Origin of the sequence: Acidovorax sp. YS12, assembly GCA_021496925.1 — a bacterium.
Classification (GTDB): Bacteria; Pseudomonadota; Gammaproteobacteria; order Burkholderiales; family Burkholderiaceae_C; genus Paenacidovorax.
In genome coordinates this window covers 3,472,039-3,484,791 of record CP053915.1, presented here as the reverse complement: position 1 = coordinate 3,484,791, position 12,753 = coordinate 3,472,039, and the positions used below count along the sequence as shown (strand labels likewise).

Below are 12,753 nucleotides of genomic sequence, written 5' to 3'. Positions count from 1 at the left end.
GATCAATCGATTACTTTGTCGGCTTCGCTTGCCGTGCGTCAGCACTGTCTGCGCTTCGCCTTCGCGTACTCGATCGATCTGGAAATGGAATAAGGCTCACACCCCCAGGTACTGCGCCCGCGCCGCCGCGTCGCGCGCCAGTTCGGCCATGGGGGCGCTGTGCACGATGCGGCCTTTTTCGAGCACGCAGGCGCGGTCGGCCACGGCCTGGGCGAAGGGCAGGTTCTGCTCGCACAGCAGGATGCCCACGCCCTGCGCCTTGAGCGCGCGGATGGCCTGCGCCATCTGCTCGACGATGACCGGGGCCACGCCTTCCGAGGGTTCGTCGAGCAGCACCACGAGCGGCTGGCCCATGAGCGTGCGCGCCACGGTGAGCATCTGCTGCTCGCCGCCGCTCATGCGCGCGCCCAGGCGCTGCGGCATGGCGCCCAGGTTGGGAAAGAGCTGGAACAGGCGCTCGGGCGTCCAGCGCGGCGCGGGCGTGCCATCGGGCCAGGCGCGCGGCGGCTGGCGGCCGGTTTCGAGGTTTTCCAGCACCGTCAGGCCGGTGAAGATGCGCCGCTCCTCGGGCACGTAGCCCAGGCCCAGGCGCGCGATCTGGTGCGGCGCGCGGCCCCGCAGGGGCTGGCCCATGAAGCCGATGCGGCCCTCGGCGCGTGCCAGCAGCCCGGCGATGGCCTTGAGCGTGGTGCTCTTGCCCGCGCCGTTGCGCCCCATCAGCGCCACGACTTCGCCGCGCGCGACGTGCAGCGAGACGCCGTGCAGGATGTGCGCGGCGCCATGCCAGGCGTTCAGGTCCTCGACGGTGAGCAAGGGGTTTTCTGGCGCCAAACCGTTGTCTGGCAAGCGCGGGTAGCTCTCGTTTTCAGAGCATTCCAGGCCCGTGCCGAGGTACGCGGCCTGCACGCGCGCATCGTGGCGGATGGCCTGCGGCGCCCCCTCGGCGAGCAACTGGCCGCGCACCAGCACGGCCACGCGGTCGGCGTGGCCGAACACCACGTCCATGCTGTGCTCGGTGAACAGCACGCCCATGCGGCGCGCGCGCGCCAGGCGCTGCACCAGCTGCATCAGCGCGCCGCGCTCGGCCGGGGCCATGCCGGCGGTGGGTTCGTCCATGAGCAGCAGGCGCGGGTTGCCCGCCAGGGCCAGCGCCAGCTCCACGCGCTTGACGTCGCCGTAGGCCAGGGCGCTGCAGGGCTGCGCGGCCTGGCCCTCCATGCCGACCTGGGCCAGCAGCGCCAGCGCGTCCTGCGGGCGGTGGCCGCTGGCGCGGCGCCACCAGCGCGCGGTGGCGCGGTCGTGCGCCAGCAGGGCCAGCTGCACGTTCTCCAGCACGGTGAAGCTGGCGAAGGTTTCGGCCACCTGGAAGGTGCGGCCCACGCCCAGGCGCGCCAGGCGGCGCGGCGGCAGGCCGGTGATGTCCTGGCCGCCCAGCAGCACGCGCCCGGCATCCGGCGCGAGCTGGCCGCCGAGCATGTTGAAGGTGGTGGACTTGCCCGCGCCGTTGGGGCCGATGAGCGCCAGCAGCTCGCCCGCCGCGAGCCGCAGCGACACGCCCTGCACCGCCTGCACGCCGCCGAACGACTTGCGCAGCCCCTGCGCTTCCAGCAGGCTCATGGCGCACTCCCCGCCGCTCTGTTTTTAAGAGCTGCCAGCGCTTGCCAGTAGTGGCCCAGGCCGGAAATTCCTTGTGGAAACAGCAGCACCAGCAGCAGGATCACGCCGCCCAGCAGGGCGCGCCAGTATTCGGTGCCACGCGCCAGGCTGTCGTGCAGCCAGGTGAAGGCGGCCGCCCCCACCACCGGCCCGGCGAGCTGCTGCAGCCCGCCCAGCAGCACCATGGCCAGGCCATCGACCGAGCGCGCCACGGCCAGCGCATCGGGCGCCACGCTGCCCTTGGAGAAGGCGTACAGCCCCCCGGCCAGCCCGGCCAGCGCGCCAGCCACGGCGAAGGCCGACCACTGCACGCGGCGCACGGCGATGCCCAGCGCCTCGGCGCGCGCGCCGGCGTCGCGCGCGGCGCGCAGCGCGTAGCCCCAGGGCGACAGCAGCATGCGCCGCAGCAGGTAGATGCCTGCCGCGCACAGCGCCAGCGCCAGCAGGTAGAAGCCCGCGCCCTGCGCCGCCCATTCGGGCGGCCAGACGCCGGTGATGCCGTTGCTGCCGCCGGTGAAGCCGTCCCACTGGTAGGCCACGGCCCAGGTGAGCTGCGCGAAGGCCAGCGTGAGCATGGCCAGGTAGATGCCCGACAGGCGCACGCACAGCCAGCCGTACACCAGCCCGCCCGCCGCCGCCGCCAGCGGCGCGGCCGCCAGGGCCGCGCCCATGGGCCAGCCGGCCCAGCGCACCAGCAACGCCGCGCCGTAGGCGCCCAGGCCGAAGTAGGCGGCGTGGCCGAAGGAGTGCAGCCCGCCCGGCCCGGCCAGCAGGTGCAGGCTGGCGGCGAACAGCGCGGCAATCGCCACGTCGGCGGCCAGCACGGTGGCGTAGCTCTGCGTCCCGGCGAGCCAGGGCAGCAGCGCCAGCGCCGCCAGCAGCGCGCACCAGGCCAGCGTGGCGGCGCGCCCGGCGGGGCGCAGCGGCGCCTCGGGCGCGCCCAGGGCGCGGGCCGGGGCGGGCGCGCGCCCGAGCAGACCCCAGGGCCGCCACAGCAGCACGGCGGCCATGACCAGGAATTCGGCCACCAGCGTGAGCTGGGGAAAGGCGATCTCGACCCCGCCGAGCGTGACCACACCGAGCCAGATGCACACGGCTTTCAGCTCGGCGATGAGCAGCGCCGCCGCGAAGGCGCCGGGCAGCGAGCCCATGCCGCCCACCACCACCACGACGAAGGCAGCGCCGATGGTGAGCATGTCCAGCTCCAGGCTGGCGGGCTCGCGCGGCAGCTGCAGCGCGCCGCCCAGCCCGGCCAGGAAGGCGCCGAGCGCGAACACGCTGGTGAACAGCCAGGCCTGGTTGACGCCGAGGGCGCCGAGCATCTCGCGGTCGTGCGTGGCGGCGCGCACCAGCGTGCCCCAGCGCGTGCGCGCGAGCAGCAGCGTGAGCGCCAGCAGCACCAGCGGCCCGACGGCGATGAGGAACAGGTCGTAGGCCGGAAAGCGCCGCCCGAGCAGCGCCACCGCGCCCTCCAGGCCCGGCGCGCGCGGGCCGAACAGCTCCTCGGGGCCCCAGAGCCACAGGGCGGCGTCCTTGAACACCAGCACCAGCGCGAAGGTGGCGAGCAGTTGCAGCAGCTCGGGCGCGCGGTAGATGCGGCGCAGCAGCAGCACCTCCACCGCCGCGCCGAGCAGGCCCACGGCCAGCGGCGCGAGCAGCAGCGCGGGCCAGAAGCCGAGCGCGCCGCCCAGTTGCTCGACGCAGGTGTAGGCGCCGTACAGCCCCAGCATGTACAGCGAGCCGTGGGCGAAGTTGACGATGCGCAGGACGCCGAAGATCAGCGACAGCCCGGCCGCCACCAGGAACAGCGTGGAGGCGCCCGCCAGGCCGTTCAGGAGCTGTACGAGCAGGCCGGAGAAGTCCATCGGCCCGTCACGGCGCGGCGGGGCGCAGTTTTTTCACTTCGTCGTCGGAAGGCTGGAACTTGCCGCCGTCCTGGTAGCTGAAGTCCACCATCACGCCCTTGCCCTGGCGCAGCGCGGTCTTGCCGACGTAGGCGCCCATGGTGGACTGGTGGTCCTGCGCGCGGTAGGTGATGGGGCCGAACGGCGTCTTGACCTCCAGGCCGCGGAAGGCGGCGATGAGCTTCTCGGTGTCGGCGCTGCCGCCGGTCTTCTTCAGCCCCTCGGCGATCGACAGGATGGCGTTGTAGCCGACGATGGAGCCGGCGCGCGGGTAGTCCTTGAAGCGCTTCTGGTAGGCGTCCAGAAACGCCTGGTGCGCGGGCGTCTGGATGGCGTACCAGGGGTAGCCGGTGACGACCCAGCCCTCGGGCGTCTCGCCCTTGAGGGTGTCGAGGTACTCGGGCTCGCCCGACAGCAGGCTGACCACGCCGCGCCCCTGGAACAGGCCGCGCGTGTTGCCCTCGCGCACGAACTTGGCGAGGTCGGCGGCGAACAGCACGTTGAAGATGGCGTCGGGCCGGGCGTCCTGCAGCGCCTGCACCACGCTGCCGGCATCGACCTTGCCCAGCGGCGTGGCCTGCTCGGCGACGAATTCCACGCCGGGCTGGGCCTGCTGCAGCAGCTTCTTGAAGGTGGCCACGGCCGACTGGCCGTATTCGTAGTTGGGGTAAACGATGGCCCAGCGCTGCTTCTTCATCGCTGCGGCCTCGGGCACCAGCATGGCCACCTGCATGTAGGTGGAGGGGCGCAGGCGGAAGGTGTAGCGGTTGCCCTGTTCCCAGACGATCTTGTCGGTGAGCGGCTCGGCGGCGAGGAAGAAGCGCTTTTTCTGCTGCGCGAAATCGGTCAACGCCAGGCCGATGTGCGAGAGGAAGCTGCCCATGAGCACGTCGGCCTTCTCGCGCGCCAGCAGCTCCTCGGCGGCGCGCACGGCGTCGCCGGGGCTGGCGTTGTCGTCGCGCGTGACCAGCTGCAGCTGCTTGCCGGCGATGCCGCCCGCCGCGTTGACCTGCGCCACGGCCAGCTCCATGCCCTTCTTGTAGGGCTCCAGGAAGGCGGGCTGGGCCTTGTAGCTGTTGATTTCGCCGATCTTGATCGTTCCCTGGGCGTGGGCCGCGCCCCAGCACAAGGCGAGCGCGGCGACGACGGTGGAAAGGGGCGAAGTCATGGGCATTCCTTGTCCGATATCAGTTCAGGGGCACAGCACTGTACCCGCACCACGGGTTTGTCCGACAATGGACGGGTTTTCCCGCAAAGCCCCTGCGGACACCGGGCTGGGCCTTCTGGGCTCATGGCGACACTGAACAAGTCGCCTTATGCCCATGCCGAATAAAAAATCGATGAAACTCCGCCGCATTCTTCATTAACCCATCCTGTCGATCTTTTCATGAGCGCATTCCTCGAAGAGCGAGTTCTCTCCGTACACCACTGGACCGACCGCCTGTTCTCCTTCACCACCACGCGCGACCCTGCCCTGCGCTTCTCCAACGGCCACTTCACCATGATCGGCCTGAAGGTGGACGGCAAGCCGCTGCTGCGCGCCTACTCCATCGCCAGCCCGAACTGGGAGGAGCACCTGGAGTTCCTCTCGATCAAGGTGCCGGACGGCCCGCTGACCTCGAAGCTGCAGAACATCCAGGTGGGCGACACCATCATCGTCGGCAAGAAGCCCACGGGCACGCTGCTCATCGACTACCTGCTGCCCGGCAAGAACCTGTACCTGATCGGCACCGGCACGGGCCTGGCGCCCTGGCTGTCGATCGTGCGCGACCCCGACACCTACGAGCGCTTCGAGAAGGTGGTGGTGGTGCACGGTGTGCGCGAGGTCAAGGAACTGGCCTACCAGGCGCTGTTCGAGAAGGAACTGCCCAACCACGAGCTGCTGGGCGAGATCGTGCGCGACAAGCTGATCTACTACCCGACGGTGACGCGCGAGCCCTTCCGCAACCAGGGCCGCATCACCGACCTGATCGCCAGCGGCGCCTTCCCCGCCAGCATCGGCCTGCCGCCGCTGGACCCGCTGACGGACCGCGTGATGCTCTGCGGCAGCCCCGCGATGCTGGCCGACCTCAAGGTGATGCTGGAAAAGCGCGACTTCGAGGAAGGCAACACGAGCACCCCGGGCGATTTCGTGATCGAACGCGCATTTGTAGAGAAATAAGCCTCCAGCCCTTATCCAGCAAGCGCCAGAAGCTATTGAATCAATAGCTGCTGGCGCTTTTTTCCTGGGCCACCGCCGGGGCTTCCATGGCCTGGGCCGGGTCGTCCGATTCGAGCACCTGCTGCGCCCAGGGCACGAGCTTGCGCGTGTCGGCGCGCAGCAGCTCCTGCTTCACCGCCAGGATCTGCGCCGGGTGCATGGAGAAGCTGCGCAGCCCCAGGCCGAGCAGCAGCCGCGTCATGGCCACGTCGCCCGCCACCTCGCCGCACACGCTCACGCTCTTGCCCTGCTCGGCGCCGGCGGCAATCACATCCGCCACCAGGCGCAGCACGGCGGGGTGCAGCGGGTCGTACAGGTGCGCCACCGATTCGTCGGCACGGTCGATGGCCAGGGCGTACTGGATCAGGTCGTTGGTGCCGATCGACAGGTAGTCGAAATAGCGCAGAAACCGCCGCGCCAGCAGCGCCGCGGCGGGCACCTCGATCATCGCGCCCACGCGCACCGGGCCGTAGGCCACGCCGCGCGCATCCAGCTCGGCGCGCGCCAGATCGACCTGCGCCAGCGCCTGGTGGATCTCGCTGACGTGCGCGATCATGGGGAACAGCAGGTTCACCCTGCCATACGCCGCCGCGCGCAGCACGGCGCGCAGCTGGGTGCGGAACATCACCGGGTCGGCCAGGCTCCAGCGAATGGCGCGCAGGCCCAGCGCCGGGTTCAGGTGGTCGTCCTTGTGGCCCTTCTCCAGCGGCTTGTCGGCGCCCACGTCGATGGTGCGGATGGTCACCGGCAGGCCCTGCATGCCCTCGATGACCTGGCGGTAGGCCTGGTACTGCTCCTCCTCGCCGGGCAGGTGGCTGCCCTTGCCCATGAACAGGAATTCGGTGCGGAACAGCCCCACGCCCACGGCCCCGGCGCGCACGGCGGCAGCGGTGTCGGCGGGCTGCTCGATGTTGGCCAGCAGCTCGACCTTGTGGCCGTCAATGGTCACGGCGGGCGTGTGGCGCAGGCGGATCAGGCGCTCGCGCTCCAGCTCGATCTGGCGCTGGCGAAAGCCGTACTCGGCCAGGATGATGGGCGAGGGATCGACGATGAGCACGCCCGCGTCGCCGTCGATGATGACCCAGTCGTCCTGGCGCACGAGCTGGCTGGCGGCGCGTGCACCGACCACGGCCGGGATGTCCATGCTGCGCGCGACGATGGCGGTATGGCTGGTCTTGCCGCCCACGTCGGTGACGAAGCCGGCGAACACGCTCTGCTTGAACTGCAGCAGATCGGCCGGCGCCAGGTCGTTGGCCACGAGCACCAGCGGCACGTCGGTGCCGTCGCCCGGCAGCAGCTCCTGCTGGCCGGCCGCCGGGGGCGCGGGCGGCGCGGGCGCGGCCACGGGGCTGGCCACGCCCTTCATGTAGCGCAGGATGCGCTCGACCACCTGCTCCAGGTCGGCCTTGCGCTCGCGCAGGTAGTCGTCCTCCATCTCGTCGAACTGGCGCGAGATGACTTCGAGCTGCGTCACCAGCGCCCATTCGGCGTTGTACAGGCGCTCGCTGATCCAGTGCTTGATGCCGGCCACCAGGGTCTCGTCCTGCAGCAGCATCAGGTGCACGTCGAGCAGCGCGGTCAGCTCGGCCGGCGCGTCGGCCGGCATCTCTACCTGCAGGCGCTGCAGCTCGTGCACCACGGCGTTGCGGCCACGGCGCACGCGCTCGATCTCGTCCGGCACCTGCTCGGGCTGGATGAAGTAGTGCGCCACGTCCAGGTGGCTGGCCGCCAGCAGCACAGCACGCCCGATGGCGATGCCCCGGGCGACGGCCAGTCCATGGATGGCGAAGGTCATATGCGGGGCTCCCGGATCACTGGCCTTCGCCGAACTTGTCGGCAATCAAGGCCAGCAGCGCGTCCATGGCCTCGCGCTCCTGCGGGCCATCGGTCTCGATGTCCACCACGCTGCCCAGGCCCGCGGCCAGCATCATCACGCCCATGATGCTCTTGGCGTTGATGCGGCGCTCGCCCCGGCTCATGAACACCTCGCAGGGAAAGCTGCCCGCCATCTTGGTCAGCTTGGCGGACGCGCGGGCATGCAGCCCGAGCTTGTTGATGATGGTCGTGGTTTCTTTAATCATGGGAATTGCATGAGATCGGCTGGGGCGACACACTGGCCGCCACCTGCATGACACCGGCCTTGCCGCCATCGACGGCGCGCGAGACCAGGCCGTCCACGTCCTCGTGGCGGTAGCACAGCGCGCGCAGCAGCATGGGCAGGTTGACGCCGCTGACCAGGCGCTGGCAGGGCATGCCGTCCACCAGGCGCTGGGCCACGTTGCAGGGCGTGGCGCCGAGCATGTCGGACAGCACCAGCGTGGGTGCCTGGGCGCCGCCGCCCTGCGCCAGCAGGGCGCGCGCGTGCGCCAGGGTGTCCTCGGGCGGCTCCTGGGGCGGCACGTCCAGCACCAGCAGGTCGCCGGCGCAGTCGGGGAATACGTGCAGCGCGCAGGCGCGCAGCGCCTCGGCCAGGGGGGCATGGGTGATGAGAAGAATGCGCGTGCTCATGGGATGGGTGTTTGCCCGGCAATTATGCGGGTTCGGGGACAATGCGAACTTCCCTGGCGCAGCGCAATCCCACGGACACTCCCACGGCAAACACGTTGAAAACAGCAGTCATGGCCATCAAACATTGGATTACCGGCGTGGCACTCGCCGCCTTCGCGGGCATCGGCGCCTACGTCTACCTGGGCGCGGGCCAGCAGGCGGCGCCGTCCTCGACCTTCGTGCTGCTTGACGGCTCGCAGCAGACCACCGCCGACCTGCGCGGCAAGGTGACCCTGGTGAATTTCTGGGCCACGAGCTGCACCACCTGCGTGGCCGAGATGCCCGACATCGTGCGCACCTACGACAAGTACCGCGCCCAGGGCTTCGAGACCCTGGCCGTGGCCATGAGCTACGACCCGCCGAGCTACGTAGTGAACTTCGCCGAGTCGCGCAAGCTGCCGTTCAAGGTGGCCATCGACAACACCGGCGCCGTGGCGCGCGCCTGGGGCGACATCAAGATCACCCCCACCACCTACATCGTCAACAAGCGCGGCGAGATCGTGAAGAGCTACGTGGGCGCGCCCGACTTCGCCGAGCTGCACCGCCTCATCGAGAAACTGCTGGCCGAGACCTGACACCAGGCGCCAGACAAAAGGGCCTGTTCCAAGCATGAAACAGGCCCCAAACGCTTTCTGCACAAGCGCTAGCAGCTACTTATTCAATAGCATCCATCACTTGTTGCGGTAGGCGTCGTGGCAGGCCTTGCAGGTGCCGGCGGCGTCGCCAAAGGCCGCCTTCAGGTTGTCCAGGTTGCCGGTCTTGGCGGCGGCGGCCAGCTTCACCGCCTCGGCCTCGAACTTGTCGGAGTGTTCCTTGTACTTGGCCTGCTCCTTCCAGATGGCGGGCTTGGCCTTGCCGCCCTCGGTGCCGGCGCCGAAGCCCGCCCAGGGCAGCTTGGACATGTTCAGCACCACGTCGGCGTTGTCCTGCGCGGCTTTGGCATCGAAGGGGATCTTGCCCTGCGCCATGGCGCCGAGGCGGCCAAAGTGCTGGCCGATCACGAACAGCGCGCCCTGGCGGTACTTGATGGCGTCCTCCGCCTTGGCGAACTGTGCGGCGGCGGGTGCCGACAGCGTGGCGACCACGGCGGCCAGGGCAAGTGCTGCAATCGTCTTCATCGGGAACTTCCTTTCTGGTGGGGGTCAAAAAACCTTTTTGGCAATAGGGAGTATCGCCGTGGCGCGGAGTTCCCTTGCGCCGCTCCACGCCCTTTTCTGAAAGCACCGCCATGGCCCACACCGTCCGCATCTGGGATCTGCCCACCCGCCTCTTCCACTGGAGCCTGGCCGCCTGCGTGATCGGCCTGTTCGTCAGCGCCAAGATGGGGGGCAACGCCATGGTCTGGCACCTGCGCCTGGGCTACGCGGTGCTGGCGCTGCTGCTGTTCCGCCTGTGCTGGGGCTTCATCGGCGGGCGCTGGTCGCGCTTCTCGGCCTTCCTGTACTCGCCCGCCAGCGTGCTGCGCCACCTGCGCGGCCAGGGCGGCGCGCACGACAGCGTGGGCCACAACCCGCTGGGCGCGCTCTCGGTATTCGGCCTGCTGGGCGTGCTGGCGCTGCAGGTGGGCAGCGGGCTGCTCAGCGACGATGAAATCGCCTTCTCCGGCCCGCTCACGCGCTTCGTGTCGGGCGATACCGTGAGCCAGGCCACGGGCTACCATGCTGGCTGGGGCCAGGGGCTGCTGATCGCGCTGGTGCTGCTGCACATCGCCGCCATCGTCTTCTACACCGTGGCCAAGCGCCAGGCCATGGTCGGCCCGATGCTCGGGGGCGACAAGCAATTGCCCACGCCCGTGCCCGCCTCGCGCGACGATGCGCTGAGCCGTCTGGCCGCCGCCGCGGTGCTGGCCCTGGCCGGCGGGGCGGCCTGGTGGGTAGTACAGCTCGGGGCCTTCTGACCGGGGCCGCACACGCAGCCGCTACACTGGGCTTTTCGCTTCTGCATTCCGCCAGTGGAACAAGCCGCCGTCACTTTGTCCGTACCGACGCAGGCCGCCGAGATCGACGCCGTCCGCGAAATCTTCCGTGAATACGCCGAGAGCCTGGGCGTGGACCTGGGCTTCCAGGATTTCGAGGCCGAGCTGGCCAGCCTGCCCGGCGACTACGCCGCGCCGCGCGGCCAGCTGCTGCTGGCCACCGTCGACGGCGCCATCGCCGGCTGCTGCGCGCTGCGCCCGCTCGACGCCAGCGACTACCCCAACGCCGCCGAAATGAAGCGCCTGTACGTGCGCAAGGCATTCCGGGGCTTCGGCCTGGGACGGCAACTGGCCGAAGCCATTCTGGACATGGCGCGCCAGGCCGGCTATGCCTGCGTGCTGCTCGACACGCTCGACGACATGGAGGCCGCCCGGGCGCTCTACACCGAGCTGGGCTTTCAGGAAATACCGCCGTACTACCACAACCCCGTGGCGGGCGCGCATTACCTCAAGGCCGACATCCACTACTGACCGTAGAATCGCCGACGGCCTGGCGCCAAGCATTCCGAGCCTGTCAGGGTTCGGGCCGTGGGGCAGCCCCACGGTATTCCTCGCAAGCGCACATCGGGGCGCGCGAACCGCACGCCACCCGTGGCGACCCGTTCGCGCACGACCTGCCGGTTGGCGCCGGGCCACCTTCCACACCATGCATGTCCATGTTCATGCCCGCGTGCTGGCCAAGGCCATCGCCCTGGCCGTACTGGCCGACGCCCAGGCACCGCAGCGCCGCACCGTCGAGGCCCTGCGCGCGCGGGTGCAGGTCTGCCTGGGCCACGCCCCGGGCGAGGAACAGCGCCCGCTCCCGGCACCACTGCAAGAACAGCTGCGCCGCCTGGCCACGCTGCCCACGCGCGAATGGGCGCGGCTGGGGGCGGAAGACATCGGCACCTGGTTGCGCGAGGGTTTCTGGCGCCGCATGGCCGGTGTGCGCACCGGCGCGCCCTCTGCCCGTGGTGCGCGGGTGCCTGACGATGGTTTCGACGAAGAAGACAACGACACCGATGACGACGGCATGCCCGCCGCCCCGCCCAGCCAATGGACGGCGAGGGCATTGGCCGAAGCGTTCCGCCAATGGGCCTCGCATGTCACCCCCAAACGCTGGCTGCTGCGCTCCGCAACCACTGGCCCGCTGCCCGCATGGCGCGATAGCGATGGCGCCCGCGCCGGGCCACTGCTTGCGACCGCTGCCGATCTCGCCGGAGCCTTGGCCGTTTCGCTCGAAGACCTGCTGTGGCTCGCGCCGGAACACGCCCATTGGCGCGAGCGGCAGCCGGACGGCGGCCACGCCATGGCGCCGTCGCACTACCGCTACCGGCTGCTGCCCAAGCCCAGTGGCGGCTTGCGCCTGCTGGAAGCGCCGCGCCCACGGCTGGCGCAGGCGCAGCGGCGGATTCTCGATCTGCTGCTGGCCCCAATTCCCGTGCACGAGGCAGCGCATGGCTTCGTGCGCGGATGCGGCGTGTCAAGTCCCGACTGGTGTCAAGTCCCGACTGGTTATAGACCCGTTTCTTGAATAGTTCAGGCTTCTTGGAATACCAATCCTTGAGTGCCTGAACAGGAGCGAGATGATCGAGCGCGCGTTGCGGTATCTGGTGGTTGTAGGTCTTCATGTAGCTCACCAGCGCCAGTACGTAACGGGTCTGGTGGTCAACCACCGCGTCAACTGGAGCCGTGCACAATTCGACACGCTGAAGGCGCGGCTGCATCGCCTGGCGCGGCAAGCCTGCGTGGACCCCGGGGAACGCGCGCGGCTGGCGGGCGAAATCCAATGGGCCCGCCAATGGCTGGCACCCACGCGCAGCGCCAAGCTGCAACGGCTGTTCGAGGCCATTCGCTTCGCCGATAGCGGCACGCGGGACGGATGAAAAAAAGAAAGGGCACGCGGTCTTGCGTGCCCTTGCCGGGGTGCGAAGGGGAGAAACTCAACCCTTGGCTTGCGCGAGCAGCGTGGCCGCGTCGCTGACCTCGAACTTGCCGGGGGCCTCGACATTCAGCGCCGCCACCTTGCCATCCTTGACCAGCATGGAGTAGCGGTTGCTGCGCAGGCCCAGGCCCTTGCCGTGCAGGTCCAGCGTCAAGCCGGTGGCCTTGGCGAAGACCGCGTCGCCATCGGCCAGCATGCGCACCTTGCCGGCCGTCTTCTGGTCGCGCGCCCAGGCGCCCATGACGAAGGCGTCGTTGACGGCCAGGCACCAGATTTCATCAACGCCGGCGGCCTTGAAAGCCTCGGCCTGCGCCACGTAGCCCGGCACGTGCTGGGCCGAGCAGGTGGGGGTGAACGCGCCCGGCACGGCGAACAGGGCGATGGTCTTGCCTGCAGTGGCCTTTTGCACGTCCACGGGGTTCGGGCCCAGACTGCAGCCGTTGCCTTCGACCTCGACGAATTCCATCAGCGTGGCTGCGGGCAGCGCGTCTCCGACCTTGATCATGTATGACTCCTAGGGATGAAAAAAAACGACCCACATTGTGGG

Annotated in this window: 13 protein-coding genes and 1 pseudogene; 6 read left to right on the top strand and 8 right to left on the bottom strand. The window is 69.5% G+C overall.

Going from position 1 to position 12,753, the window contains the following annotated elements; all coding sequences use genetic code 11:
• Positions 1 to 96: 96 nt before the first annotated feature.
• The 3 genes from YS110_15710 to YS110_15700 are packed head-to-tail and all read right to left on the bottom strand — an operon-like array spanning position 97 to position 4,734.
• A complete protein-coding gene (locus YS110_15710; protein ID UJB66099.1) occupies positions 97 to 1,617 on the bottom strand; it encodes an ATP-binding cassette domain-containing protein in 1,521 nt (506 codons plus the stop codon).
• On the bottom strand, positions 1,614 to 3,521 hold the full coding sequence (locus YS110_15705; GenBank protein UJB66098.1) for an ABC transporter permease: 1,908 nt from the start codon (positions 3,519 to 3,521) through the stop codon (positions 1,614 to 1,616). Before YS110_15705 ends, YS110_15710 begins: the two co-directional genes overlap by 4 nt.
• Positions 3,522 to 3,528: 7 nt before the next feature.
• Positions 3,529 to 4,734, bottom strand: a complete 1,206-nt coding sequence (locus YS110_15700) for an ABC transporter substrate-binding protein (protein ID UJB66097.1) — start codon at positions 4,732 to 4,734, stop codon at positions 3,529 to 3,531.
• A 213-nt stretch (positions 4,735 to 4,947) separates the two neighbouring features.
• Here YS110_15700 and YS110_15695 point away from each other — a divergent pair, with 213 nt between their 5' ends.
• Entirely contained in the window at positions 4,948 to 5,721 is a 774-nt protein-coding gene (locus tag YS110_15695; GenBank protein UJB66096.1) for a ferredoxin--NADP reductase, read from the top strand.
• Between the two features lie 40 nt (positions 5,722 to 5,761).
• On the opposite strand, the gene ptsP is transcribed toward YS110_15695, so the two are convergent.
• The 3 genes from ptsP to YS110_15680 are packed head-to-tail and all read right to left on the bottom strand — an operon-like array spanning position 5,762 to position 8,268.
• Positions 5,762 to 7,555: a phosphoenolpyruvate--protein phosphotransferase gene (ptsP, locus tag YS110_15690; protein ID UJB66095.1), complete on the bottom strand. Its 1,794-nt coding sequence runs from the start codon at positions 7,553 to 7,555 to the stop codon at positions 5,762 to 5,764.
• 16 nt (positions 7,556 to 7,571) lie between these two features.
• Positions 7,572 to 7,841 carry an HPr family phosphocarrier protein gene (locus YS110_15685; protein UJB66094.1) on the bottom strand — a complete coding sequence of 90 codons (270 nt, stop codon included), beginning with the start codon at positions 7,839 to 7,841 and terminating at the stop codon, positions 7,572 to 7,574.
• A complete protein-coding gene (locus YS110_15680) occupies positions 7,834 to 8,268 on the bottom strand; it encodes a PTS fructose transporter subunit IIA (protein ID UJB66093.1) in 435 nt (144 codons plus the stop codon). Before YS110_15680 ends, YS110_15685 begins: the two co-directional genes overlap by 8 nt.
• A gap of 110 nt (positions 8,269 to 8,378) precedes the next feature.
• Here YS110_15680 and YS110_15675 point away from each other — a divergent pair, with 110 nt between their 5' ends.
• On the top strand, positions 8,379 to 8,882 hold the full coding sequence (locus YS110_15675) for a TlpA family protein disulfide reductase (protein ID UJB66092.1): 504 nt from the start codon (positions 8,379 to 8,381) through the stop codon (positions 8,880 to 8,882).
• Between the two features lie 96 nt (positions 8,883 to 8,978).
• On the opposite strand, the gene YS110_15670 is transcribed toward YS110_15675, so the two are convergent.
• Positions 8,979 to 9,425, bottom strand: coding sequence for a cytochrome c (locus tag YS110_15670; GenBank protein ID UJB66091.1), 447 nt, complete (start codon positions 9,423 to 9,425; stop codon positions 8,979 to 8,981).
• 110 nt (positions 9,426 to 9,535) lie between these two features.
• Here YS110_15670 and YS110_15665 point away from each other — a divergent pair, with 110 nt between their 5' ends.
• From YS110_15665 to YS110_15650, 4 genes and pseudogenes are all read left to right on the top strand, one after another.
• Positions 9,536 to 10,204: a cytochrome b/b6 domain-containing protein gene (locus YS110_15665; protein ID UJB66090.1), complete on the top strand. Its 669-nt coding sequence runs from the start codon at positions 9,536 to 9,538 to the stop codon at positions 10,202 to 10,204.
• 54 nt (positions 10,205 to 10,258) lie between these two features.
• The gene (locus tag YS110_15660; GenBank protein UJB66089.1) at positions 10,259 to 10,753 is read left to right on the top strand and encodes a GNAT family N-acetyltransferase; all 495 of its coding nucleotides are present in this window, start codon (positions 10,259 to 10,261) and stop codon (positions 10,751 to 10,753) included.
• A gap of 175 nt (positions 10,754 to 10,928) precedes the next feature.
• The gene (locus YS110_15655; GenBank protein ID UJB66088.1) at positions 10,929 to 11,795 is read left to right on the top strand and encodes a hypothetical protein; all 867 of its coding nucleotides are present in this window, start codon (positions 10,929 to 10,931) and stop codon (positions 11,793 to 11,795) included.
• 100 nt (positions 11,796 to 11,895) lie between these two features.
• Positions 11,896 to 12,147 (top strand): annotated as a pseudogene (locus YS110_15650) (RNA-directed DNA polymerase).
• 57 nt (positions 12,148 to 12,204) lie between these two features.
• Here the strand turns inward: YS110_15650 and YS110_15645 are convergent.
• A complete protein-coding gene (locus YS110_15645; GenBank protein UJB66087.1) occupies positions 12,205 to 12,711 on the bottom strand; it encodes a peroxiredoxin in 507 nt (168 codons plus the stop codon).
• Positions 12,712 to 12,753 lie beyond the last annotated feature (42 nt).